A 25,637-nucleotide genomic window follows, 5' to 3' on the forward strand; every position below is an offset into this window, starting at 1 on the left:
AAGATCCCCCATCACTCCGTGCACCACCGTTGACTGATCACACCGTGCACACCCAGGATGCATTCCTGGCACAAATTCTTCACAGATCGGGGGACTGTGACGTGACCATCAGCGTGCCCGAAATCAGCCTCGCCGCGACTCCGGTCGCCTTACGCGAAGGCGTCGACTACAGCGACCGGCACACCGCGGCCGAGGTGAAGGCCATGGGGGCCGCCTTCGTGATCCGCTACCTGTCGCCGAACACCAGGAACCACCGGACCAAGCAGCTGAGCCCTACCGAGCGGCGTGCGCTGCACCACGAGGGCATCGCCGTCGGCTTCGTGTGGGAGACCACCGCCGGGCGGGCGACCGGCAGCCGCCAGGACGGCGTGAGCGACGCCGAGGCCGCCCGGGAGCAGCTGAAGCGGCTGAAGGCGCCCGAGGACTCCGTCGTCCACTTCGCGGTCGACTTCGACACGGCGGGCAATCCGGGCCAGGTCGACGAGTACTTCCGCGGCGTGATCGAGACCTTCGGCGCGGAGAACACCGGAGCCTACGGCGGCTACGAGGTCGTCGAGCACCTGCACACCACCCTGCAGGTGCGGTGGCTGTGGCAGACGGCCGCCTGGAGCAGGCGCAACTGGTACCCGGCCGCGCAGATCCAGCAGTACACCATCGACGATCCGCCGCACTGGGACCGCAACCGGACGGTCGTGGAGGACGTGCGGTTGTGGGAGCCGGAGGACAGCCCCAACCGGCAGGTGTCGGGGCGGGTGGTCGACGCGGCGGGCCGCGGCATCGCCGATCTCGCCGTCGGCGTCTTCCGACGCGAGCTGCACGGCGACCGGCTGCTGGTGAACGCGTACTCGACGCAGGGCGAGCCCTACTACGGCTACGCGCGTACCGGAGCCGACGGCTCCTTCGTCCTCGGCTACGACGGCGGCACCGACGACCTGGTCGTGCGGGTCTTCAACCTGATCGGCCGCCAGCTGGGCCCGGACATCGGACCCTACGAGGACGTCAAGGAAGACCTGGTGCTGCCCGAGCCGGTGCGGATCGCCGCCGCCGAACTGACGGGCCGGGTCGCCACCGGCGGGGCGTTCCCCCGGACGGTCGCCGGCAACAGCGTCGAGCCGCTGATCGACAACGAGGTGGCGTGGAAGGCGCTGTACGAGGACGTCCTCAAGGCCGAGCATTCCATCGACTGGATGCTGTTCTACCTGGACGTCGGCCGGGTCTTCATGACCTTCGACGACGCGACGCCCGAGGAAGGCGTCCCCATGACCGGCGGCCGGCTGGAGGACGCGCTCCGCAAGGTCGCCCGGGAGAAGGACGTCAAGGTCCGGCTGGCCTGCAACCAGCTCACCGCCCACAAGGTGTTCGACGTCCCGTGGCCGGTCACCAGCGGGGCGCGGGTCACCCGGGCGATGCGGGACGTGCCCAACGTCTCCGTGCGCAGGATGCGCACCCCGGTGACCGCCCCGATCCACACCAAGTTCGTCGTGATCGACAACAAGGTCGCCTACCTGATCGGGTCGCCCTTCATCTCGGACTACTACGACGGCACCGGCCACCTGATCGGTGACCCCCGCCACGGCGACATCCGCAGCTGCGTCGACTCACGCGCGGTCAAGGTGCCGACGCACGACGTCAGTCTGCGCGTGCGTGGCCCGGCGATCGGTCACCTCAACGAGACCTTCGCGCTGCACTGGAACCAGGCCGATCCCGACGCGACCCCCGTGGAGCCGGAACCCGCGCCGCCCGCCGCGGGCACGGCCTCCCTCCAGGTCGTCCGCAGCCTCGCCGGCAACGCGCGCTACACGCAGTTCCCGCGCGGCGAGAAGACGGTGCTGGAGTCCTACTTACGCGCGATCGAGACGGCCGACCGGTACATCTACCTGGAGAACCAGTACTTCACGAACGACGTCGTGGCCGAGGCGCTGGTGCGACGGGTGAAGGCGGCGCCCGACCTGTCGGTGATCGTGCTGACCAACAACAAGGTCGACATCCCCGGCTACGACGTCCTGCACCCGCAGCACGTCTCCGGGGTGCTCGACGGGCTGACGCCGGCGCAGCGCAAACGGGTCGGGTTCTTCACTCCCTGGAGCCACGAGGCGGGCGCCACCGCGCAGAGCCCGACGCAGATCTGCCGGAACTACATCCACTCGAAGGTCGCGATCATCGACGACCAGTGGATCACCGTCGGGTCGGCGAACCTCGACGGCGCCTCGCTCGACCACAGCCAGAGCCCGTTCACGCACCCCTTCCTCACCGTCCTGTTCGGTCTGCGCCCCAAGGGCGACCTGCACCAGAACCGGGAGACCGAGGTCAACTTCAGCCTCTTCGACCAGGCCGCCGGCGGTCCCGCCTCCGTGCTCGCCGCGGACGTCCGCAGGCGCCTGTGGGCCGAGCACCTCGGCTACGCGAGCCCGGCGCACGCGGCACTGCAGAGCCCTCCCTCGGGGGGCTGGGTGAAGCTGTGGCGGACCCGGGCGGAGGCGAAACTCGCCGGGCTCAGAGCGAACCCCGTCACGCTGCACGAGGCCCGGGTCCTCGCCTATCCACCCGATCCCGACGCCACCGAGGTGCCCGGTGACGCCGACTCGGCGGAGGGCTACCTGGAGTGGGCGAAAGCCCGCACCAAGGACCTGCGCGTGTACGAGCACTACCGGCGGTTCGACTGGGAGGACGGCGCATGGGAGGACGAGGCGTCATGACCCGGACCACGTTCCAGCAGGCCCTCGAGGGCATCGCCCAGGTGGTCACGGCCTCCGCCGGAGCACTCGGCGACCCGCAGATCGTCGAGTCCGTCCTCCACCAGCTCGGCTGGGAGACCCCGCCGGGCGCCGACCTGGCGAGCCTGGTCACGCTCGACGCGCAGGACGTGGCGGCCACGCTGAAGGCCGTCCTCGCGTCGACCGACGAGGAGCGCGAGGACGAACTGCTGATGGCCGGCCGCTACGCCGACCTGCTGCTCGCCGTGCAGGACTTCGTCACCGGCGTCACCGCCTTCGCCCGCACCCTCCCGGACGTCCTCGCGGCCGTCGGCGACTGGGTCGAGAGGACCGGCGTCGTCGACGAACTCCCCCGCAGACTGCTCGACTTCGCCCTGGTCATGGGCGTCACGACGGCGTCCCCGACGACCGCGACGGTGCTCCGGCTGCTCGGGATCTTCCGGCAGGAGCACCACGACGCCGACCACGCCTCCTACCGGACGGAACACTTCCGCGCGGTGGTCGATTACGAGCGGATCGGCGCCCTGCTCACCGACCCCGGCGCGGCGCTGGGCGGCGAGTACGGCTGGGGCACCCCCGCGTTCGACGCCGAGCGGCTGCTGGAGAACATCAGCCTCGTGGTCCAGGGCTTCGGCGGGCGCGGGATCGTCTCCGAGCTGCCCGCCCGCATCGACGCCTCGATCGGCAACGCGCCGACCGCGGCCGACGCGGAACCGACGCCGCAGCTGCTGGTGGAGCTGCGGCGCACCTTCGGCTGGCAGACCGGCGAGGCCGGTTTCTCCCTGCACCGGCTGCGGGCCACCACGGCGGAGGGCACGGACGCCGGCATCGAGCTGTCGCCGTACCTGCGCGGCTCGGCGTCGCTGGAGATCCCGCTCTTCGGCCCGCTGAGCCTGCTGATCGACACCGACGTCGACCTGTCCCGGGGCGTCGGCGTCGCGATCAGGCCGACCGGGGTCCAGTTGCGGTCCGGGCTGCTCGACGGGGAGAGCGAGGACCTCACCGGCAGTCTCGCCGTCGGCCTGAGGGCGGCCGACCCGGGCGGCGCCCCGAGCACCCTGCTCTCGGCCGGCGGCGGCACCGCGATCACCTACCAGGAGGCCTACCTCCAGGTGGGCGCACGGGTCGACGCCGAGGAGCCGCCGGACGCCTTCGTGCGGGCCGGTCTCGCCGGCTGCGAGCTGGTGGTGGCCACCGAGGAGGCGGACGGCTTCCTGAAGGCGGTCCTGCCCGAGGGCCTCACGGCCCGCTTCGACGCGAAGCTGCTGTGGTCCAAGAACAACGGGCTGTCCTTCGAGGGCTCCGGGCAGCTCGACCTCACCCTTCCCGTCCACGAGACCCTCGGCCTGGTCACGCTGGACTCGCTGCGGCTGAGCCTGGGCGTCGCGTCCGGCACGGTGGGTCTGACCGTCGGGGCCACCGGCAGCCTGGCCCTGGGGCCTCTGCACGCGACGGTGGAGAACATCGGGCTGCGCACCCGGCTGACACCGGGGTCCGGCAATCTGGGTCCGGTCGGCCTGGAGATGGGCTTCAAGCCGCCGGACGGCGCCGGGCTGTCGATCGACGGCCCGGTCAGCGGCGGCGGCTACCTGTTCTTCGACGAGGACCGCGAACAGTACGCCGGCGTGCTGCACCTGCAGTTCGGGGAGATCACCCTCAACGCGTTCGGTCTGCTCACCACGCGCATGCCCGACGGCGACTCCGGCTTCTCGCTGCTGGCCCTGGTCCAGGCGTCCGGGTTCACCCCCGTGCAACTGGGCTTCGGGTTCACACTGACCGGCGTCGGCGGCCTGCTCGGCATCAACCGGACCGTCTCGGTGGAGGCCCTGCGGGCCGGGGTGCGCACCCACGCCCTCGACTCGATCATGTTCATGCGCGACGATCCGGTCCCCCGGGCGCCGCAGATCGTCAGCACCCTGCAGTCGGTGTTCCCGGCGGCCCGCGACCGGCACCTGTTCGGGCCGATGGTCCAGCTGGCCTGGGGCACGCCGACCCTGGTGACGGCGGAGGTGGCGCTGGTACTGGAGCTGCCCTCACCGCTGCGGCTGATCGTTCTCGGCCGTCTACGCGCGCTGCTCCCGACGGCCGACGAGGCGGTGGTCAAGCTCCAGCTGGACGCGGTCGGTGTGCTCGACTTCGGCCGCCGGGAGGTCTCGGTCGACGCCTCACTGGTCGATTCCTCGGTCGGCCCGTTCGCGCTGTCCGGCGACATGGCGCTGCGGGCCTCCTGGGGCGCGCGCCCGGACTTCGCGCTGTCGATCGGCGGCTTCCATCCGTCCTACACGCCGCCCGACAACTTCCCCGCGCTGCGGCGGCTCACCCTCGCCCTGTCCGACGGCGACAACCCGCGCCTGCGGGCCCAGTGCTACCTGGCCATCACCGCGAACACCGTCCAGGTGGGCGCCGCGCTCGAACTGCGCGTGGCGGCGGCCGGTTTCGTGCTCGAGGGGGGCCTGGGCTTCGACGCGCTGCTCGAACTCTCGCCGTTCGGCTTCCAGGTCGACATCGCCGCCTGCCTGGTCCTCAAGCGGGGGTCGAAGGTGCTCATGGGCATCGACATGCGGGCCCACCTCACCGGCCCCAACCCCTGGCACCTGCAGGGCGAGGTCACCTTCAAGGTGCTCTTCCTGAAGGTGACCATCGGGGTGGACGCCACCTTCGGCGGCTCCCGCGAACTGCCGCGGGCCGAACGACAGGCCATCTGGCCCCAGTTGCGGCAGGCGCTGGCCGACGCGGGCAACTGGGCCGCCGAACTGCCCGCCGACGGCGGCCGGCTGGCCACCCTGAAGGCCCCCGAGCCGGCCGCGGGCGAGACGCTGGTCCATCCGCTGGGCACGGTGCGCGTCTCCCAGCGGATCGTGCCCCTGCGCCGGGAGATCGCGCGCTTCGGCGCGGCGCCTCCCGCCGACTTCTCCCGCTTCGACATCGTCTCGGTGACGGGGGCCCGGCACGACGCCACCGCGGTCCTGGACCACTTCAGCCCCGCACAGTTCCTCGGCCTCGGCGACGCCGAGAAGCTGGCCGCGCCCGGCTTCGAGCTGATGCCCTCCGGCGCGCGGCTGACCGCTCCGGACGACGCCCTCATCACGGGTCCGGCCGCCTCCTGCCCGGTCACCTTCGACACGGTCACCGTCGGAGGCCCGGCGCGGGGCGAGGCGTTCCGGCCCGACGGGGACACCGTCGCGCAGCAGGCCGAGCAGGGCGCGGCGGCGGAGGCCGCGACGCGCTCGACCGGACGCCACAAGTACGCCGTCGACGCCCCGCGGCCCACGGTCGCCGAGCCGTCGTACGTGGTGGCCGCGGTCACCGACCTGGCGGCGCCCGCCGCGGAGTTCGACGGCACCTGGAGCGCCGCCCGCGAGGCGGCCCGGGCGGGCCGGGACGTCCAGATCGTGCGCAGCGAGGAGTTGATGACGGCATGAGCGCCGGATACCGGTTCTTCTCCTGGTCGCGCCAGGGCCTGGCGGCCGGAGTGCCGGCCGGGCCGCAGGGCAGCGAGGGCGGCCGCGCCGTCCTGCCGGTGACCCTGGGCGTGACCAAGGACGGGCAGCCCGACACGGTCGACGTGACGCTGCGGCTGTACGGCCCGGGCGACGTCCTGGGCATCGACGTCCGGCAGATCGTCCGCCGCGACCCGCCGCCGCGCACCGCGCAGTTCGAGCCGAACTACTTCCCCGCCGTCGAGTTCGACCTGCCCGACTACCCGTGGCTGTTCAGCCCGGAGGCGAGCGGACCGCGGCTGCGGCCGTGGATCGTGCTCGCCGTCGTCCGCAAGGACGCGGCCGTCCTGCGCACGGCCCCGGACCGGCCGTTGCCCTGGCTGGAGCTCGCGCAGGCCGACGTGCTGCGCGAGCTGCCGCCGCTGGCCGAATCGTGGGCCTGGGCACACGTCCAGGTCGCCGGCGACGGCGCGGCGGACATCGCCGGCGCGCCTGCCGAGCGGACGCTGTCGCGGCTGCTGTGCCCGCGGAAGCTGGAGCCGGGCGTGAGCTACCTCGCCTGCGTGGTCCCGGCCTACGAAGCGGGACGGCAGGCCGGACTGGGTTCGGAGGTGACGGCGGCCGGGGAGGACGCCTGGCCGCAGCCGGCCGGTCACAGCGGCCCGTTCGAACTGCCGGTCTACGACCACTGGGAGTTCTCCACCGGCCCGGACGGCGACTTCGAGTCGCTGGCCCGCCGGCTCGAGCCGGTCGCCTTCGGTCCCGAGATCGGCTCCCGGCCGATGGACCTGACCACGGCCGGGTCGCAGCTGCCCGTGCCGCCGGCCGGCGAGCCCGGTGCGCAGCTCGGTTTCGAGGGCGCCCTGATGTCACCCGTGGCCGCGTCGACCCAGTGGCCGGAGGAGGCCCGCGCCCCCTTCGCACGGCACCTTGTGGAGCTGATCGACGAGGACGGCGGGAGCCGGCTGGTCGCACCGCCGCTCTACGGGTCCCACGCCGTCGCCCCGCCGCCTTCGGCGTCGGGGGCCGAGGGCTGGCAGTGGCAGCTGAACCTGGACCCGCGCCACCGTGCCGCGGCCGGCCTCGGCGCCCAGGTGGTGGCCGAACAGCAGGAACAGCTGATGGCCGCCGCCTGGGACCGGGCGGGCGACCTGGAACGGGCCAACGCCCTGTTGCGGCGCGCCCAGTTGGCCCGGTCGGTGGCGTCCTCCGTGCAGGAGAAGCGGATCGCGCCGCTGCCCGCCGACTCCGTGCTGCGCGTCACGCAGCCCCTGCACAGCAGGGTCCGGCTCCGCCCGGACGGCAGCCACACCCCGGGCGGTTCGGCCACGCTGCTCGGCTCGATGCGCACCAGCGTCTTCCCGGAGGGGGCGGTTTCGGCGGCGTTCCGCCGGGCCGTGCGTCCCAGCGGGCCGATCGGGCGCCACCTGCCGTCCGCGGGCGGCGCCTCGGGCCACGTCGGGGAGCTGACGGCCGCGCTGGCCGCGGGCACGGTCACGGTGCCGCTCAAGCCCGCCAAGGGCGCGGTCGCCTTCGACCGGGTCGGCGCGCCGAAGCTGCGGCGCGCCAAGGAGGAGGTGCCCGCGGCGCCCGGCTGGACGCGGGTGTTCGGCGGCGACACCCCGGTGTACCGCGCGACGCCGGCCCCGGCGGCCGCCCTCGTCGACGACGACCAGGGCGGCGGGGGCCTCCCGCCGGAGCGCAGGCGCACCCGGCTGCGCCTGGAGCGGATCAACACCCGCTTCCGTGACGCGTCCAAGGCGCTCTTCGAGCTGGTGCCGCACCTGCCGGGGCAGATGACGACGAGTCCGCTGTCCTCGCTGTCCGCGGCCGCCGGCCCGCTGGAACTCGGCGGCGTCGCCGCGACGCTGGGCGACACGGCCGGACCGGTGGCCCCGGAGCGGACGGTGGCCGGGCAGGTACTGCCGTTGATGCCCGCCGACGGCCTGGTGCCGACCACCACGCCCGGTCCGCAGCCGCCCGACCCGCTGCGGCCGCTGGCGGCCGCGCCCGACTTCCCGCAGCCCGCGTCCGAACCGCTGCGGGAGATGTTCCCGGGCGCCCTGCTGCCGGGCGCGGAGAACATCCGGCCGGACACCGTCGGCGTCCTGGTGGGCAACCCGCGCTTCATCGAGTCCTACCTGGTCGGCCTGAACCACGCCATGGCGGAGGAACTGCGCTGGCGCGACCTGCCGACCGACTACGCCGCGACGTTCTTCCGCCAGTTCTGGAGCAGCCGCGGCTCCGGCGGGGCGGGGAGCTTCGACATCGAGCCGATCGCAGAGTGGGAGCCCGAGCGGCCGCTGGGCGGCAACGCCACCCGGGTCGGCGGCCGCGGCATGCTGGTGCTGCTGGTCCGCGGCGAGCTGTTCCGGCGCTTCCCCCACACGATCGTGTACGCGGTGCGCGCCGACACCCTGGACGGCGGCTCCCCCGTGGTGCGGTACCCGGAGTTCCGCGGCCGGCTGGATCCGGACATGACGTACCTGGGCTTCGGCCTGGACATCGGCGAGGCCCGAGGCCAGGACGGCGGTCCCGGCTGGTACTTCGTCCTCCAGGAGCAGCCGACGGGGGCCCGCTTCGGTCTGGACGCGCTGCCCCGCGAGGGCGGCGACGCCCGCTTCGGCGGCACTCCCGTCACCTGGGCGGACGCGCACTGGGGGATGGCCGCGTCCTCCGCGGCCGCGTATGCCGCCCTCAGCCACGCCCCCGCGGCCGGCCACCTCGCCGGCCGGCCGCTGCCGCTCCACGCGGCGGCGGCCTCGCCCGCTCCCCCGCCTCCCACGGCGAGCTGGGGCGCGGACGGCGCGCAGACCGCGGCGGTCACCTTCCAGCGTCCCGTGCGGGTCGCGCTGTACGCGCCGCGCATGATCTCCGCGGAGGTCCCCGACCCGGCCTTGCGGGTCACCTCCTTCGAGGAGGACGGAGGCGTCGTCACCGCGCTCGCGGGCGTCGACGCCTCGGGCGAGGCGTGGCGGATGACCGCCGCCGAGGCGGCCGACGCGGTCGCCCGCGGCGCGGAGAGCTTCGTACTCGACCAGGCCGGGACAAGACGGCGGCGGCTCGTGCCGACCGACACCGCCCGCCCCGGGCCCACGACCACCGGCGAACCGACAGGGGAGTCCTGAGATGCCCGCACCGGCCATCACCTCACTGAGCGCCACCACCGGCCGCCCGGGCGACACGCTGCAGATCCAGGGCGGCGGGTTCGGGCCCAAGGCCGGCGGGGCAGCCCGCGTCGTCCTGCGCCTGCGGCTGCCGCAGGCCCCCGAGGTCACCGCCGAGGTGACCTCGTGGAACCCCACGCGGATCACCGTCCGGCTCCCGCAGACCGCCGCGCTCGGCTCCGGCGGCCACGCCGAGGTCGGCGTCGTCACGGCGGGCGGCAGCTCGAACCGGGCGGACTTCACCCTCCTGGAGAGCGGCCGCCCCGCGGTCACCGCCGTCGACCCGGACCGCGGTACCCCCGGCACACCGCTGACCGTGCGGGGAACGGGCTTCGGCCTCGCGGCCTTCGGCGCCGCCTCCGGCCTGTTCCTGCGCGACCCCGGCGGCACGGAGCTGCGGCTGGCCGCCCGGTCCTGGGGCGCCACGGAGATCCGGGCCGCGATCCCCGACGCCGCCGCGATCGGCGGGCCGGGCGAGAAGGCGCTGGTCGTGCGCACCTTGTGGGGGACGAGCGACGCCGCCCGGCTGACCGTCGGGGGGCCCCCGTCGGTGACGTCCGTGAGCCCGGGCGCCGTCTTCGCCGGGGACCGGATCACGGTCGCCGGCACGGCGTTCGGCCCCGGCGGCCCCGGCTCGTCCGTGATCGTGACGCCCGCGGGCGGCGCCCCCCTCGAGTGCCCCGTCACCTCGTGGGGGGCCGGCGAGATCCACGCCGTGCTGCCGAACGATCCGGCGCTGACCGCCGCCGGCCAGGCGTCGGTCGCCGTCCGCACCGCGTGGGGCTCCTCCGCGGCCGGCGTGACCCTGGAGGGCCCGCCCACCGTCGACGGCCTGCCGGTGGCGATGCTGCCGGTGCGGCTGGAGACCCGCTTCACCCCCGACGCCTCCGAACTCCTCGTGCGGGTGTACCCCGACGACATCCACGTCGACACCCACGAGCCGGAGCTGACGCCCGACGAGGCGGAGGCGGCCGCGCTGTACGCGGCCGAGCCCGGCGAGGGGAGCTGGCGGCGGCTGGTGGCCCGCTTCGGCGCGGCCCGCGCCGAGTGGATCGCCGAGGTGGCGTCCGGGGACGGCGACGCCGGCGAGCGGGAGGGCGCCTGGACCCGCGCGCCGCACACCACCGTGCTCCCCGACCGGTGGTTCGCCTTCGCCTACGCCTCGCACGACGACGAGGAACCGGTGGCGACCGGATGGGGCCGCCGGGTGCCGCAGACGCTCGCCGTCGGCCCTGACCCCGCAGCGGGTGACGGCGACGCCTCGGTCGTCGACGACGGCATGCGGTGGATGGTCGACTTCCCGTCCGCGGAGGAGGCCGGCATGGCCCTGCGGATCGCCCTGCCGCCGCGGGCCCGGCAGGGGATCGCCCGCCTGGCCGTGGTCGGCGTCCGGACCCGTTACGAGGACGGGACGGACGGCGCGGGCCTGCTGGGCGACTGCCTCGCCGCACACCGCTGGACCCGGGGTCTGGGCATCCTGCCGGAGGGCACGCCGACCAACAACACCGAGCGGGCCCCGGCCGCGTTCGACTCGCGTGCCGACGTGCCGCCTCCCGGCGTGCGGACCCCGCCCCCCGGTGGGTCCTACGGCGCCGAGGCGGCCCGCGCCCTGGGCCTCGGCCACCGTGCCGCGGAGGTGTTCGGCGGCCTGGAGCACGCCGACGACGGGGCCGGCGCGGAGGCGGCGCGGCGCGCGATGAACACGGCGCTGTGGCCGGCCACCTGGGGCTACTTCCTCGAGCACATGATGACCTCGGGCAGCACCCCGTTCCTGTCCGAGGAGGCCCTGGCCGCCGGGCGGCGGCACTTCGCCGAGCACGTGCGGGCGTGCGGCCCGCTGCCGGTGCTCCGCGTCGGCAACCAGCCGTACGGCATCCTGCCCGTCATGCCGTCGGGGCAGGGCGGCCCGGCCGGGCCGCCGCTGCTCGACTTCCTGGAGACGCTCCGGCCGCTCTGGGGGCGCTCCCTCGCCTCGGTCCCCCGCCCCGGCCGCCCGCTGGAGAGCGGGCCCGAGGACCCCGACGAGAACCCGCTGCTCAGCGCGCTCGCCATGCTGCCCCACTCGGTCGCCCGGCGCGGGCGCACCATCCTCGGCCCCGAGTACGTCGACGCCGTCTGGCGCTTCCTGCATCAGGACCTGGGCGGCGACTGGTGGGCGGCCCAGCGGAGCGCCTCCGGCGCGGTCCTCGACGCCCTCGGTCTCGACTGGACGCCCCGCCTGAAGGACGCCACCTTCGCGCTCAACTACTTCCCGCTGCCCGGCGACCCGGTCGGCGCCACCGCGGACGGCCGGCTCTCGCCGGACTACGTCGCCGCCCTGGCGGCCGTCCCCCGGCCGTCCTGGCGGGCGCTGCGCGACGAGGACGTCGCCCAGGCACTGGGCATGCAGACCCCGCGCCCGCTGCTCTACCTCCTGCTGCGCCACTCCCTTCTGGTCCAGTACGCCTTCGCCGCCGCCGAACTGCCGCCGGCCCTGCCGTGGCGCGGCGAGGCCGAGCTGATCGACATCGACCAGCTCGAGGACGACCTGGACGCGGAGCGCGAGCGCATCACCTGGGACCTCCTGGAGGACCCGGTCCCCGGCGGCCCGGCCAAGGGCGACCTGCTGGACGCCCACGTGCACGGCCCCGGCGAGAGCGGGGCCCTGGGCGAACTCGGCGAGCTGCGCGAGGCGATCGCCCGTCTGGCCGGGCTGCCCGCGGCGCGGCTGGAGCGGCTGATGAGCGAGACCCTCGATCTCGCCTCCTACCGGCTGGACGCCTGGATCGGCTCCTTCGCTGCGGAGCGGCTGGCCGCGACCGGCACGGCCGACGGCGTCCACCTGGCCGGTTACGGCTTCGTGGAAGACCTGCGGCCCGACCCGGCCGGCGCGCGGGAGAGCGCCGGCTACCTGCACGGCCTGTCGCCCGCCCACGCGACGGCCTCGGCGATCCTGGCCGGCGGCCATCTGGCGCACGGGGAGCACCAGGGCCGGCATCCCTTCGGCATCGACCTCAGTTCCGGGCGCGTCCGCCTGGTGCAGTCGCTGCTCGACGGGGTCCGCCAGGGGCAGTCGCTCGGCGCGCTGCTCGGCTACCGGTTCGAGCGGGCACTGCAGGAGAACGGACTCGCCCGTTTCGTCGACGACTTCCGCGCCTTCGCGCCGCAGCCGGTCGCCGGAGCGCCGGAGGCCGGCGGTCCGGCCGAGTCGATCGCGGCCCGCAACGTGGTCGACGGCCTCGCGCTGCACCGCCGGTGGGTCGCCGACGGCCGTCGGGTGGCCGACGGCTGGCCGGGACGTGAGTCGCCGGAGGCCGTCCAGGCGCAGCTGGGTGTGCTCGACGACCTGATCGACGCGATCGGCGACGCGTTCGTCGCCGAGGGGGTCTACCAGACGGTGCTGGGCAATCCCGAGCGGGCCACCGCCGCCCTCGACGCGGCGGCCCACCCCACCGGGCCGCCCCCGGACCTTCAGGTCCTCGAGTCACCCGGCTCCGGACTGGCCGTCACCCACCGCCTGGCGGTGATGCTCACGCAGCCGCCGGCCGGCGAGACCCCGCTCTGGGCGCCCGAGCCCGCACGGGAGGTCGCCGCGGCCGCCGAGCCCCGCGTCAACGCCTGGGCCGACGCCGTCCTCGGTGACCCGGGGCGGGTCGCCGTCCGCGTCGACTACTTCGCCGCCGGGTCGGCCGCGTACGCGGCTCCGCTGGCGACCGTCGACGACCTGCGGCTCGACCTGATCAGGCCACGGCTCACCGCGCTCGACGTGGTCGGCGCCGCCGCGACCACCGACGGCTCGCAGCGCACCGAGATCGAGCAGCGGATCGTGCACCACGCGCTGCGCACCCGTCCGGCCGGTGTCCCCGCGGACGCGGTCGTGCGGCTGGGCCCGGTCGACGCCCCGGAGAACCCGGGCGACCCCGGCAACGGGTCCAGGGTCGCGCTGACCGAACTGGTGGAGGTCGCCGTCGCGTTGCGCGACGCGCTCGCCCAGGCCCGGCCGCTCACCCCGGCCGACCTGGACCTGCCGGCCTCCGGCGGCGTCCAGGCGGCCGTGGACGCCGCCGAGTTCGCCGGCCGCGCGGCCGGCGCGGCGGCGGCGCTGACCGCCGTGTCCGGCCGGGTCACCGCGGCGCTGGCGGACGGCGTCGACGCGGAGACGCTGCGGGCGGCGCTGCTCGACGCCGGTTACTTCGGCGTCCAGGGCTGCGTGCCCTCGTCCGCGGTCGGCGACGGACCCGGCGACCGCGAGCGGCTGCGGGCCCAGCTGTCCGCCGTGGACACCGAGCTGCGACGGCGTCTGACGGAACTGCCGCCTCCGCCGGGGCCGGACGCGGGCGACCAGGAGGTCTGCGACCGGGCGCTGGCCTGCCTGCGGGTCGTCCTCGGGCCGGCGTTCCTGGCGCTGCCGCTGCTCACGCCCACGACGGGGCAGTCGGGCGGTTCCTCGGGGTCCGGGGGGTTCGCGGGGTCCGGGGGGTCCTCGGTGTCCGGGGGTTCCTCGGGGTCCGGCGGGTTCGATCCCGGCTTCGCGTCGAGCGACAGTCTGCAGGGCGGGGACCCGCTCGCCGCCACCCTGTGGTTCCAGCGCCTGAGCCGGGTCCGGCCGGGGTTCCAGCGGCTCGCGGACGCGCTGCTGCTCGACGAGTTCCTCAACGGCGAGGACCGGTCCCGCTTCGCGGTGGCCCAGTTCCCGGACCGTCCCGGCGACCGCTGGGTGGCGCTGCCCTTCGACGCCGGGACCGGGCCGCCGACGGGCCGGGTGTCGCTCGTCGCCCACCTGCCCGTGGGGAGGCCCGGACCCGGACGGCCGGTGTGCGGTGCGGTGTTCGACGAGTTCTCCGAGGTGCTGCCGAGCCCGGAGCGCACCACGGGCGTCGCCTTCCACTTCGACCAGCCCAACGCCACGGCGCCGCAGGCCGTCCTGGTCGCCGTGCCGCCCGCGCCCGGGGCCGCCTGGACGATCGAGTCGCTGCGCACGACGGTGCTCGACGCCCTCGACCTGGCGAAGCTGCGCATGGTCGACCTCGACGCGCTGCGGGAGGCCGGGCAGTTCCTGCCCGCGACCTATCTCGCCATGAACAGCACGGGCGCGACCGTCGCCACGGACTTCGTCGGCGGCGCCGGCCAGCCACTCGGAATGAGGAACGCATGAACGCGACCCCGGAGGTCCCGCCGCCCCCGCCGCCGGTGCTCACCGCGCTGGCGCCGCAGGCCGCCCGCGGCGGCACGACCGTCAGGCTGACCGGCTCGTTCGGCGGCGAGACGCCCGAGTCGTCCGTTCGCTTCCGTGTGCCCGGAGGGGGTGACGCCGAGGGCTCCGTCACCGACTGGAGCACCGCGGGCATCGACGTCACCGTGCCGCCGCTGTCCGTCGTCGGCTCCGGCGGACCGCTCGAGGTGGCCGTGCGGACACCCGACGGCGTGTCCGCCCCGCTCTCCTTCGTCCTGCTCGAGGACGCCCCGCCGGTGGTCGCCTCCCTCGAACCCGCCGCGGGCCTCGAGGGGTCCCGCATCACGGTCACGGGCCAGGGCTTCGGCCGCCACGGCACGCCGGGGGCGGCGCTCACCGTGGGCATCCCCGGCACGACGCCCGTCGCCGCGGCGATCGTCTCGTGGACGCCGGACGCCGTCACCGCGACGGTTCCTGGCCTCGCCGCGCTGGGCGGCGCCGGCTTCAAGGACGTGGTGCTCTCCACGCCGTGGGGTCACAGCGGGCCGGCACGCTACGAGCTGGGCGAGCTGCCGGTGATCGAGTCGATCGGTCCGCCGAGCGCCGCGCCGGGGGCGACCGTCGACATCAACGGCCACGCCTTCGGCCCGCGCGGGACCGGCACGGTGGAGATGGTCGCGGTCTTCGAGGGCGAGGACGCGGAGTCGACCGCCACCGTGGTGCTCGAGCCCGTCGTCCTCGACTGGAGCGACCACCTCGTCACCGTGAAGGTCCCCTCGCTGCGCGAGCTGGGCGCCTCCGGGGTGAAGCAGGTACGGATCACCTCGCGGTGGGGCACGGGTGAGCAGCGGCAGATGGTGGTGGGCGACCGCGGCTCCGTCACCGCGTGGACCCGCCTGGAGGTGCACGCCCGCTCCGACGACCTGGACGGCGGTCTGCAGCAGGGCCTGCAGGCCGCGGTGTACGACGCCCGCTGGCTGCTGGGCCGCCAGTGGCAGATGCGCGAGTTCGACGGGGAGGACGCCGGCTCGCCGGTGGTCGCCGAGGTCACGGGCGAGACGTCCAGGATCGCCCGGTGGCGCCCGGGCTCGCTGCCGGGCGCCGAGGCCGTCGTGCCCGGCGCGGCGGCCGTGACGCCGGGCGGGCAGGTGCCGCTGGAGACCCTGGTGGAGCACGAGCGGATCCTGCCGCCACGCGACGGCGTCTCCACCTTCGACGACCGGCGGCTCGCGGCCGAGTCCGGCCTGCACTGGCTGCGGCTGCTGTCGAAGCACCTGTCCCGGCCGGAGGACGCCGCCCGCTACCGCCGCCGCTACCTCCAGTGGGCCGGTATGCCGCCGCCCACCGAACAGATGCGCCGGACGCTGGATCCGGCGACGCTGCGCCACCTCGACCTGGCCGCGGGGCGCGCGCCCGACGGGGCGCGGCTCTACCGGGAACTGCAGCAGGCGCTGCCCGAGAACGGCGGCCGCATCCCCGACAAACCTCCGATCGACGGCAACGACCGGGACGGCTTCCGCCGGGCGGTCGTCGAATGGTTCGCCTGGTGGGACGGGCTGTTCACCCAGGCCGCGGGCGCCGGGGAGAGCTGGACGCCCGCCCGCATGGAGTACGGCTTCGCGTTGTCCGCCGAGACCTCGGCAGGGGAGGTCGTGCTCTCCGCTTCCGAGTACGACGGGCGGCGCCTGGACTGGTACTCCGTCTCCGCGGACGGCGGGGACACGTTGCGCGCGGGCACGGCGCAGCAGCCGCCCGTGGCCGAGCCGGTCCCCTTCACGCGTGAGGTGGTGCCCGTCCCCGTCTCGTACCCCGGGATGCCGGCGCCGCGGTTCTGGGAGATCGAGGACGCGGCGGTCGACTTCGGCGCGGTCGGCGCCGGCCCGACGGACCTGATGCGTCTGCTCTTCGTGGAGTTCGCGACCGTCTTCGGCAACGACTGGTTCACGATCCCGCTGGACGGGGTTCCCACCGGCTCGTTGTGCCGGATCGAGGGCCTGACGCTGACGGACACCTTCGGCCGGCGGACCGAGGTGGCACCGCTCGCCGATTCCGTCGACGGCTTCCGGATGTTCGACCTGGGCGGTCGCCCCGACCTGCTCTTCGCCTCCGACGCCCTGCCGTCCACGATCGAGTCACCGCCGCTGGAGGAGGTGCTGCTGACGCGCGACGAGACGGCGAACGTCGTCTGGGGCGTCGAGCGGGTGGTCGCCGGACCGGCCGGCCGCCCGGTGGACCGGGTCGAGGTCTGGCACCGGCGGGCGGAACAGCTCGCGGCCGACCGGCCGCCGCCTCCGCCCGGCGCCCCGCCACTGGCGTACCGGCTCGCCACGACGGTCCCCGACCACTGGATCCCGTTCGTGCTGAAGGTGGAGGAGCCCGAGGGCCTGCCGCCCACCCGCTGGCTCGCGCGCGCGGCGCTGCGGGACCAGGAGACCGGCGAACTCGTCCGTCCTCTCGGGGAGATCCTCGAGCACGACGCGCAGAGCCTGCGGCTGTACGACGAGGTCGTGGCGCGGGAGGGCGTGCGGGTCCGGCGGACATGGCAGTACGGCCGCGGCCCGGACGGATCGACCCACCTGTGGCGGGCCCGGCGCCGGGAGACCGGCAAGGGCGAGGGGTCGAGCGGTCTGCGGTTCGACACCCTCGAGCGGCGGAGCGGCGCGAGGGTCGACTGAGCCGCTCGAGCGTTCGGCCGCTCGGCCGTTCAACCGTTCGCCCCCGCGCTCGATCGCTCGTCCCCCGGCGCCGGTCCGCCGGTCCCGCCGGTTCGGCACGGCCCCGCCCGGGGTTCGCGCCGTACCGGCGGGACCGGCCGGTCGGCCACCGGGCTGTCGGACGCCGGCCGGTCGGCCACCGGGTTGTCGGACGCCGGGCCGTGGGACGCCTGGCCGTCGACCGCCGGCTTGCCGCCGCGTCAGCCCATCGCGGCGAGCTCGGCCTCGGCCCGCTCGGTCACCAGGGCGAGAACGCGGCCGACGGCGGCCAGGTCCTCGGCGGGGATACCGCCCCAGACGCGGGCGGAGACGGGGGCCACCTCCCCAGCGGTGACGGCCAGCAGTTCACGCCCCGCGTCGGTGGGGCGCAGGTACGCGCCGTCGGCGACGAGCAGCCGCCGGGCCACCAGTTCGCCGAGGGTGGCCCGGACGCCGGCCTCGGCGACCTTCAGGAAGCCCTGGACCTGGACGACCAGGTCGTCCGCCGTCGGCGGGGTGTCCGCGATGACGGCGGCGCGCAGGAGGATCTGCTGCTGGAAGGTGAGGCCGTGCCGGGCCAGGACGCGCTCCAGGACGCCGCGAGCGGCGTAGTGGGCCAGGCCGAGGACGCGGGCGTCGGCGGCGGGTGCGGGTGCGGGTGCGGGTGCGGTCATGGTGGTGTCCCCTCGTCGGTCTCGTCGCTGTTCTCGTGGTGCGCGGATGGAGCGAGAGGTGCGTCGAGCAAGCTCCTCAGCTCGTCGGTGAACGCGCGCGTCCGCGGGGCGTCGAGGCCCCCGAGCGGCTCCAGCAACTGCTCGAGCAACTCCTGGACCACCGCGACGGCCCGCCGTGTGACCGCCTGCCCCTCCTCGGTGAGGGAGAGCTGGACGGCGCGCGGGTCGCGCGGGTCGCGGGCCCGCTCCACCAGGCCTGCCGACTCCAGCGCCCGCGCCAGCTTGGAGACGTACAGGGCCTCCATGCCGAGGTGGTCGGCGAGCCGGCGCTGACTGGGCCGCTCCCCGGCCCGCCGCATCCCGTGCAGCGACGCGACCAGCGTGTACTGCGCGTGGGTGAGCCCCAGCGGAGCCAGCGCGCGGTCCACCGCGACACGCCACCGGTTGGCGAGCCGCCACACCAGGAATCCGGGGGTGGGCCCCGGGGAACTCTTGCTCATGCCCGAAACCGTACATGGCTATCATAGCCATGGCTACTAACTTTGGGAGACCGCACCACCGCGCGCATCGTCTGCCCGGTGACGATCGCCCCGGCTACTCCTCCGCGGACAGGGCAGGCAGAGCTCCGCCATGCGGGCGAGCCTGATCGATGAATGCGTTGACCGCCCCCGTGAACGCGTCGAGTTCGCGAGATCCGACCAGGGCGTCCTCCGCCCTTCGGACCCTCTCGGCCGCCTTGACGGCCCGCACCGTCTCGGCGCACGCGTCCACAACAGCGTCCGCGGCGTCGTACAGCGCCGCCGATCCCGACAACCGCAACTGCGCCGCTTCCCGATGTAAGTCCCTGGACCGGTGGTTGTACTCGTCGCCGAACGCGAGGATCTCCGCGTCCCGTCCGACCTGATGGAAGTAATGGAGCTGTTCGAGGAGCCGCCGGCACTCGACCGCGGCAGCGACGAACCCGGCGCAGGCGCCGCGCAGGAGGTCCTCCTGCCTCTGTCGCTGCTGCCGGGCCCATTGGATGTCGTCACGACGCGCGGTGAGCCGCCCTCCGAGGACGACCCCGCCGAGGCTCCCCAGAACAGCGACGATCGTCAAGACCAGCTGTCCGCCCATACCGGGAGGGTGCCGCGTCGCATCGGGCGACGCGCCCGGTCCCCGGCAATCCGATCAGTGCACCTGTTCCGCGAACGCCCGGAACGCCCGTTCGTCGAACAGCACGAACCGGACCTCCTCGACGGCGGTCGCGGTCGCCCGGACCGTCGCCACGGCGATGCGGGCGGCGTCGTCGATCGGCCAGCCGTAGACGCCGGTGGAGACGGCGGGGAACGCGACGGTGCGCGCGCCGAGTTCGTCGGCCACCCGCAGGGACTCGCGGTGACAGGAGGCCAGCAGCTCGGAGCGGTCCTCGTGCGGGTCGAACACCGGCCCCACGGTGTGGATGACCCACCGGGCGTCCAGGTCGCCCGCGGTCGTGGCGACGGCCTGACCGGTGGGCAGCCCTCGGCCGTAGCGGGAGGCGCGCAGGGCGCGGCACTCGGCGAGGATCTCCGGGCCGCCCCGGCGGTGGATCGCGCCGTCGACCCCTCCGCCGCCCAGGAGCGAGGAGTTCGCCGCGTTGACGACGGCGTCGACGGACTGACGGGTGATGTCGCCCTGCACCAGGGTGATCCGGGTGGTCGCGGTCATCGCCGTTCCTCCCTGAGGGCGCGCCAGACGGCCTTGGCCGCGTTGTGGCCGGACATGCCGTGGACGCCGGGCCCGGGCGGGGTGGCGGAGGAGCACAGGAAGACCGCCGTGTGCCGGGTCCGGTACGGGTGGAGCGTGGGGCGGGGGCGCAGCAGCAGGCGCAGGCCGGAGGCGGAGCCGCAGGCGATGTCGCCCCCGACGTAGTTGGCGTTGCGCGCGGCGAGCTCGGCGGGGCCGCTGATCGCGCGGGCGAGGACACGGTCGCGGAAGCCGGGGGCGAACCGCTCCAACTGGCGCTCGATCGCGTCGGTGAGGTCGCCGGTCCAGCCGTTGGGGACGTGACCGTAGGCCCAGAAGACCTCCTTGCCCTCCGGGGCGCGGCCGGGGTCGGCGAGACCAGGCTGGGTGGTGATCAGGAACGGGCGGTCCGGCGCCCGGCCCTGGCGGGAGGCGGCGTCGAGCGCCGTGCCGATCTCCGCGGCGCTCGCCCCCACCTGCACCGTGCCGGCCCGGCGGGCCTCGGGGGCGGTCCACGGCACGGGGCCGTCCAGCGCATAGTCGATCTTGAACGCGGCGGCGCCGTACCGGAAGTCCCGGTAGGCGTTGCCCAGCCCGGCGATGCGGGCGAGTGCGGTCGGCGAGGTGTCGAAGACGTAGGCGCGGGCGGGCGGCAGGTCGTCGAGCCGCTTGACCTCGTACCCGGTGTGCACGCTTCCGCCGAGGTCGGCGAGGTAGGCCGCGAGCGCGTCGGAGATGGCCTGCGAGCCGCCGCGGGCGAACGGCCAGCCGCGGGCGTGCGCCGCGAGGGCGAATACCAGGCCCACCGCACCGGTGCCGAGGCCGCCGAGCGGCGCCATCACATGGGCGACCAGGCCGGCGAACAGCGCCTTGAACCGCTCGTCCCGGAAGCGTCGCATCAGCCAGGTGGACGGCGGCAGCCCGGTGAGCCCGAAGCGGGCCAGCGTGACGGGGTCGCGGGGCAGGGCGCTGAGCGGCAGCGACATGAAGTCGCGGACCAGCCCGTCCCAGTTCCGCAGCAGGGGCCCCACCAGCCGGCGGTAGGCCCCTGCGTCACGGGCGCCGAAGGAGGCCGCCGTCTCGGCGACGGACCGGGAGAGCACGGCCGCGGTGCCGTCCAGGAAGGGATGCGCCATCGGCAGCGGCGCGTGCACCCACTCCAGCCCGTACCTCTCCAGCGGCATGCCGCGGAACGCGGGTGAGCTGATCCCCAGCGGATGGGCTGCGGCACACGGGTCGTGCCGGAACCCGGGCAGCGTGAGCTCCTCCGTCCGCGCACCCCCGCCCACCGTGTCGCGCGCCTCGAACACGGCGACGGAGCACCCGCGCCGGGCCAGCTCCACGGCAGCCGTCAGCCCGTTCGGTCCCGCGCCCACCACGACCGCGTCGAGTATCGATGTCGACGGCACCTTGGACTCCTTCGTCGGCGGTGTCCTCCCGTGATCAGGATAGGCCGCCCCGCCGACAGGACCGGGCAGCGGGGCCACTGACTTCCCGTCACCGAGGCCGGGTCGAGGCTTCGCCGCAGGTCCTCGAGGTGGTCCTGGGTCCGGTCCGCAGGAGAGGTCGTTTTCGCCGGAGGCAGGCACCACTCGTGTCGCCGCGTCTTGCTGTTATCGGATGTTCGACCGAGCCGGTCGGGCTGCGGCGCCCTGGCCGTACCGCGAGCGGTGCCGCACGTGCCGTGGAGGCGTCAGCGTCCCACCGCGTACCCCTGCATCCCGCGCGGGTTGGCCGCCGCGGAGAGCAGGCCCGTCCCCGGGTCGCGGGCGACGGCGCAGAGGCGGCCCTCGGACCACGCGTCGCCCACCTCGACGTCGTGGCCGCGGCGGCGGAGGTCCTCGACGACGGCGGGGTCGGTGCGGGACTCGACGACGACGCGGCCGGGCCGCATACCGCGCGGGTAGAAGGAGCCGGGGAAGGACTCGTTGTGCCAGTTCGGGGCGTCGACGGCGCCCTGGAGGTCGAGACCGCCGCGGACCTGGGCGCGCTCGGCGACGGCGAGGAAGAAGTGGAACTGCCACTGGTCCTGCTGGTCGCCGCCAGGGGTGCCGAAGGCGAGGACGGGGATGCCGTCGCGCAGCGCCAGGGAGGGCGTCAGGGTGGTGCGGGGCCGGCGGCCGGGCGTGAGGGTGTTGGGGAGGCCCTCCTCCAGCCAGGTCATCTGGAGACGGGTGCCGAGCGGGAAGCCGAGCTCCGGGACGACCGGGTTGGACTGCAGCCACCCGCCGCTGGGGGTCGCGGCGATCATGTTGCCCCAGCGGTCGACGACGTCGAGGTGACAGGTGTCGCCGCGGGTCCCGCCGTCGCGGGCGACGGTGGGTTCGCCGACGCCCAGGGCGTTGAACTCCGGTTCGTCATCGGCTATCAGGTGCGCCAGGGCGGCCAGCCGGGGGGCGCGTCCGCCCGGGCTGCCGGGGCGCAGCTCGAGCGACACCTTGCCGGGGTCGATCAGGCGGCGGCGTTCGGCGTTGTAGCCGGCGGAGAGCAGGTCGGCGAGCGGGACGCCGCCGGGGTCGGCGTCGCCGTACCAGGCCTCGCGGTCGGCCATGGCGAGCTTGCAGCCCTCGATCAGCAGGTGCAGGTACTCGGCGGAGGCGTACGGCGGCAACTCGTCCGGGAGCAGCGCGAGTTGCTGAAGGAAGGCGGGGCCCTGGCTCCAGGGTCCCGCCTTGCAGAGGGTCCAGCCCCGCCAGTCGAAGGTGGCCGGGGCCTCGTACGTCGCGGACCAGGCGGCGAGGTCCTCGGCGGTGAGGACACCGGTGTGGTGCTCGCCGCTGGTGTCGAGGGTCGGGCGGGCGGACTGGCGGAGGAGCGCGCGGGCTATGAACCCCGAACGCCAGATCTCCCGGGCCCGCTCGATGCGGGCGACCCGGTCGCCGCCCGGGGCGTCGGCCTCGGCGAGCAGGCGCCGCCAGGTGGCGGCCAGCGCCGGGTTGCGGAACAGGGCCCCGGGGCGCGGAAGTTCACCGTCCGGGAGGTAGACCTCGGCGGAGGAGGTCCACTCGCTCTCGAACAACTCCCGCACGCTGGCCACGGTCCCGGCCATCCGCTCCACGGGCGGGTGCCCGTCCTCGGCGTACCCGACGGCGTACTGGAGCACGTCCGCGAGTTCCTTGGTGCCGTGGTCGCGCAACAGCACCATCCACGCGTCGAAGGCGCCGGGCACGGCCGCAGCCAACGGGCCGGTTCCGGGGACCAGTTCGAGGCCGAGCCCGCGGTAGTGGGCGACCGTCGCGGCGGCGGGTGCCACGCCCTGCCCGCACAGCACCCGCACCTCTCCCCCGGCCGGCGCCAGCAGGATCGGCACCTCGCCGGCGGGACCGTTGAGGTGGGGTTCGACGACGTGCAGCACGAACCCGGCCGCGACCGCCGCGTCGAAGGCGTTGCCGCCGTCCTCCAGGACGGCCATCGCCGACTGCGAGGCGAGCCAGTGCGTGGACGACACCATGCCGAAGGTGCCCTGGAGCGTGGGCCGGGTCGTGAACATGGGGCTCTCACCTCGGGGTTTCCGTGCGACGGTCCGGCGGACGACGAGCGTTCAGGCGAGTGTAGTGATCGCCCGGCTCGGCGACGAGGGAGCGGAACGGGCGCCGCGGCCGCGGTACGCGAGGCCGCCGTGGGCAGGACCTGCCCGCACCGCGGACCCGTCCGCGCCGAGGACCCGTCGCCACGACGGACCCGTCTACGTCAGGGTCTGCTACATCAGGGTCTGCGCCGCGTAGAGCCCGCCGACCACGGCCACCAGCGAGCCCAGCAGGACGCGGAGGAGGCGTTCGGGCAGGCGGGGCTGGAGACGGGCGCCGAGGTAGCCGCCGGTCAGCCCGCCCAGTCCGCAGGACAGGCCGAGGAGGACGTCGGGAGCGATGTGCGCCTTGCCGGTGAGGGACAGCAGGCCGTACGTGCCGGCGCCCACCACCGAGGTCAGGAAGGTGGTGGCGAGGGCGGCCGGGGCGACCCGGGAGACGGGCATGCCCCGCCCGACCAGGATGGGCCCGAGGAGGGAGCCGCCGCCGATTCCGTAGATGCCCCCGACCGTTCCGACCACCAGGGCCAGCAGGGTGACGGTCCGGGGTGACGGCTCGCCCTGCGCGCGGCCGGGAGCCGGCGCGGGTGCGGTGACGGGCCGCAGGGTCCGGATGACGAGCCACAGGCCCAGGGGCAGAAGGAGGACGGCCACCAGGATCCGGAACACGGCGGGGCCGGGGACCGCGAAGACCCGGACGACCGCCCCGAGCACCACCCCGGGCAGGGTTCCGACGACGAGAAGGCGCGTCAGCGGGCCGTACAGGCGTCCGTCCCGTCGGTAGCGCAGCAGGGCCCCGGGGCCGGCGACGACGTTGTAGAGGAGGTTGGTCGGGGTGACGGCCGGACTGGGCACGCCCAGCACGCTCAGCTGGACCGGCAGCAGGAGGACCGCGCCGGACACGCCCACGGGCGCGGTCACCGCCGCGATCAGCAGGCCCGCGACGAACCCGAGAAGTCCCGTAGACCAGTCCACCGCTCCCCCGTCCACGCCGTGGCACCCAGTATCGACGTCGAGGGCGGCGGACCGCTCCGGCCCCTGGCCGGGCAGCCGGTGCAACGCCGTTCAGCCGCAGGCCGGTTCAGTGGCTCGCTCCGGCGGACCGCCAGGCGGCAGCAACTCGTCCTCCGGCGGGTCGCCGCCGCCGAAGAGCGTCATGGCGGACGACGAGGAGCAGCAACCCGGTCTGCGTCACCAGGGGCGCCCGGAGCGGGTGAGGAGGAGGCCGGCCCACCGGTACGGCGCCGGTCTCAGATCTGCGGGCGGTCGCGTGATGCAGGTGAGCCGCCGCGGCCAGGTGACGGGGCGGAGGAGTTCTCTCCGTGCGGCTGTCCGTCCTCGTGCGGCCTTCGCCCCTCCTCCGGTGCGCCCGTGAGACGACTGGCGAGGCGGTACGCGACGGTCACGTCGTGGTACGTGTGCCCAGGGGTCACTCGTGGGGGGAGGTTGGTCCGCTCGCTTCGGGACACCGATTCGCGTGCTCCCTTGCCGGGGAAGGAGACCTGGGTCCGTGGCGCCGCTGCGAAGCGCAGGCGGTCACTGGCGACGACCGCATCGAAGGAGATGTCGGGACCGGAATCAGCGGCGGGAGTATCGCCGGTGGCGGGCGTCCGGGTGTGCCTTCATGGAGGCTTGTCACGCTCATCGGAACGGCGGCGTCTGGCGGGGCGCGTCGGGCGGGGCTCATCGTCTGCTGCGCGGCGCCTGCGGGTGGCTGGCCCGGCTTTGGTCCGGGACCGGGGAGCTGTTCTTGTCGCCGTCTCGTCGGCACCGGTCTCCCCCGTCGTGCGACGGACGGCGCGACCTGCGGCGCGGCCGGTGGCGCGGGCCGCGTCTCCTGCGCCCCCGACGGCCCCTCCTGTCGACCGGGCGACCTCGCCGACGGCCTCCCCCGCGCTCCCGTCGACGTCGTTCACCAAGTCGCCGACGCCCTGACCGACCTCTCCGACGGCCTCACCGGCGCTGCGGCCCACGGCCCCGACCACCGACCCGGCGCTCTCGCCGACGTCCCGCACCGCGTACCCGGCGCCTTGGCCCACGTCCTGCACGGCCGAGCCGACGCGGCGGACCAGGTCCTCGACGATCTGCGGATTGCGGTCCAGTGTGGTGAGAACGCGGTTGATGATCATCGCCACGTTGTCCAGCCGGACCTTAAGCTGGGCCTGCGCCTCCACCCCGGAGATGCCGAGCTGGACCCGGCCCAGCGCGACGTCGGCGCCCACGTTGAGCTTGACGAGGTCGAGAACCTCGGCCTGGAGGGAAACGCGGGCCCGCAGGTCTTCCACGTCGAGGTCGATCTGGTCGACCTTGAGCCGAGGGACGTCCAGGTAGACGTCCGGGCCGCGTTCCTCCGCCGGCCGTGCCGTCCCCGTGTCCGGACTCGGGACCATGGCGCCCTCATGGGTCACTTCGCCGCCGAGTGGTTCGGTCGCGTCATCGTCGTCGGGCCGGTGCGTCTCGTCGCCGTAGACCTCGTCGTCGTAGGGGTCCCGCTCCTGCCCTCCGTCCCTCGGGGGGTCGGCGGAATTCTCGGCGTGCTGCGTCATTGCGCCTCCGCGAGTTCG

The 25,637-nt window shown here is 74.8% G+C and carries 13 protein-coding genes; 5 read left to right on the forward strand and 8 right to left on the reverse strand.

All coding sequences use genetic code 11. The annotated features are described in order from the left end of the window. Positions 1–101 precede the first annotated feature (101 nt). The 5 genes from ACFRAV_RS01790 to ACFRAV_RS01810 are packed head-to-tail and all read left to right on the forward strand — an operon-like array spanning position 102 to position 17,148. Positions 102–2,696: a glycoside hydrolase domain-containing protein gene (locus ACFRAV_RS01790; RefSeq protein ID WP_382550463.1), complete on the forward strand. Its 2,595-nt coding sequence runs from the start codon at positions 102–104 to the stop codon at positions 2,694–2,696. Further along, the gene (locus ACFRAV_RS01795; protein WP_382550465.1) at positions 2,693–6,136 is read left to right on the forward strand and encodes a DUF6603 domain-containing protein; all 3,444 of its coding nucleotides are present in this window, start codon (positions 2,693–2,695) and stop codon (positions 6,134–6,136) included. Before ACFRAV_RS01790 ends, ACFRAV_RS01795 begins: the two co-directional genes overlap by 4 nt. Next, entirely contained in the window at positions 6,133–9,282 is a 3,150-nt protein-coding gene (locus ACFRAV_RS01800; protein WP_382550467.1) for a hypothetical protein, read from the forward strand. Before ACFRAV_RS01795 ends, ACFRAV_RS01800 begins: the two co-directional genes overlap by 4 nt. 1 nt (position 9,283) lies before the next feature. Beyond that, positions 9,284–14,455 (forward strand): hypothetical protein, encoded by a 5,172-nt coding sequence (locus tag ACFRAV_RS01805; RefSeq protein ID WP_382550468.1) that lies wholly within the window; start codon positions 9,284–9,286, stop codon positions 14,453–14,455. Further along, positions 14,452–17,148 (forward strand): hypothetical protein, encoded by a 2,697-nt coding sequence (locus tag ACFRAV_RS01810; protein WP_382550470.1) that lies wholly within the window; start codon positions 14,452–14,454, stop codon positions 17,146–17,148. The genes ACFRAV_RS01805 and ACFRAV_RS01810 overlap by 4 nt, the downstream gene beginning before the upstream one ends. 239 nt (positions 17,149–17,387) lie before the next feature. Here the strand turns inward: ACFRAV_RS01810 and ACFRAV_RS01815 are convergent, their stop codons facing one another. From ACFRAV_RS01815 to ACFRAV_RS01850, 8 genes are all read right to left on the reverse strand, one after another. Further along, on the reverse strand, positions 17,388–17,840 hold the full coding sequence (locus ACFRAV_RS01815) for a MarR family transcriptional regulator (protein ID WP_382550472.1): 453 nt from the start codon (positions 17,838–17,840) through the stop codon (positions 17,388–17,390). Next, on the reverse strand, positions 17,837–18,340 hold the full coding sequence (locus ACFRAV_RS01820) for a MarR family winged helix-turn-helix transcriptional regulator (protein WP_382550474.1): 504 nt from the start codon (positions 18,338–18,340) through the stop codon (positions 17,837–17,839). Before ACFRAV_RS01820 ends, ACFRAV_RS01815 begins: the two co-directional genes overlap by 4 nt. A gap of 94 nt (positions 18,341–18,434) precedes the next feature. After that, on the reverse strand, positions 18,435–18,956 hold the full coding sequence (locus ACFRAV_RS01825; RefSeq protein WP_382550476.1) for a hypothetical protein: 522 nt from the start codon (positions 18,954–18,956) through the stop codon (positions 18,435–18,437). A 54-nt stretch (positions 18,957–19,010) separates the two neighbouring features. Next, positions 19,011–19,529: an O-acetyl-ADP-ribose deacetylase gene (locus ACFRAV_RS01830; protein ID WP_382550478.1), complete on the reverse strand. Its 519-nt coding sequence runs from the start codon at positions 19,527–19,529 to the stop codon at positions 19,011–19,013. After that, positions 19,526–20,941: a phytoene desaturase family protein gene (locus tag ACFRAV_RS01835; protein ID WP_382550685.1), complete on the reverse strand. Its 1,416-nt coding sequence runs from the start codon at positions 20,939–20,941 to the stop codon at positions 19,526–19,528. Before ACFRAV_RS01835 ends, ACFRAV_RS01830 begins: the two co-directional genes overlap by 4 nt. A gap of 299 nt (positions 20,942–21,240) precedes the next feature. Beyond that, entirely contained in the window at positions 21,241–23,037 is a 1,797-nt protein-coding gene (locus tag ACFRAV_RS01840; RefSeq protein ID WP_382550481.1) for a gamma-glutamyltransferase family protein, read from the reverse strand. A gap of 210 nt (positions 23,038–23,247) precedes the next feature. After that, positions 23,248–24,048 (reverse strand): sulfite exporter TauE/SafE family protein, encoded by an 801-nt coding sequence (locus ACFRAV_RS01845; RefSeq protein ID WP_382550483.1) that lies wholly within the window; start codon positions 24,046–24,048, stop codon positions 23,248–23,250. A gap of 647 nt (positions 24,049–24,695) precedes the next feature. Further along, positions 24,696–25,619 carry a hypothetical protein gene (locus ACFRAV_RS01850; RefSeq protein ID WP_382550485.1) on the reverse strand — a complete coding sequence of 308 codons (924 nt, stop codon included), beginning with the start codon at positions 25,617–25,619 and terminating at the stop codon, positions 24,696–24,698. Between the last annotated feature and the right edge of the window lie 18 nt (positions 25,620–25,637).

The sequence above is a fragment of the Streptomyces sp. NPDC056600 genome (assembly GCF_042792855.1).
Lineage (GTDB): Bacteria > Actinomycetota > Actinomycetes > Streptomycetales > Streptomycetaceae > Streptomyces.

What these genes read in the sequence shown, in the direction of transcription:
- ACFRAV_RS01795 (WP_382550465.1), top strand. Translation starts at nt 2,693, where the DNA reads ATGACCCGGACCACGTTCCAGCAGGCCCTCGAGGGCATCGCCCAGGTG.
- ACFRAV_RS01800 (WP_382550467.1), top strand. Translation starts at nt 6,133, where the DNA reads ATGAGCGCCGGATACCGGTTCTTCTCCTGGTCGCGCCAGGGCCTGGCG.
- ACFRAV_RS01805 (WP_382550468.1), top strand. Translation starts at nt 9,284, where the DNA reads ATGCCCGCACCGGCCATCACCTCACTGAGCGCCACCACCGGCCGCCCG.
- ACFRAV_RS01810 (WP_382550470.1), top strand. Translation starts at nt 14,452, where the DNA reads ATGAACGCGACCCCGGAGGTCCCGCCGCCCCCGCCGCCGGTGCTCACC.
- ACFRAV_RS01815 (WP_382550472.1), bottom strand. Translation starts at nt 17,840, where the DNA reads ATGACCGCACCCGCACCCGCACCCGCACCCGCCGCCGACGCCCGCGTC.
- ACFRAV_RS01820 (WP_382550474.1), bottom strand. Translation starts at nt 18,340, where the DNA reads ATGAGCAAGAGTTCCCCGGGGCCCACCCCCGGATTCCTGGTGTGGCGG.
- ACFRAV_RS01825 (WP_382550476.1), bottom strand. Translation starts at nt 18,956, where the DNA reads ATGGGCGGACAGCTGGTCTTGACGATCGTCGCTGTTCTGGGGAGCCTC.
- ACFRAV_RS01830 (WP_382550478.1), bottom strand. Translation starts at nt 19,529, where the DNA reads ATGACCGCGACCACCCGGATCACCCTGGTGCAGGGCGACATCACCCGT.
- ACFRAV_RS01840 (WP_382550481.1), bottom strand. Translation starts at nt 23,037, where the DNA reads ATGTTCACGACCCGGCCCACGCTCCAGGGCACCTTCGGCATGGTGTCG.
- ACFRAV_RS01850 (WP_382550485.1), bottom strand. Translation starts at nt 25,619, where the DNA reads ATGACGCAGCACGCCGAGAATTCCGCCGACCCCCCGAGGGACGGAGGG.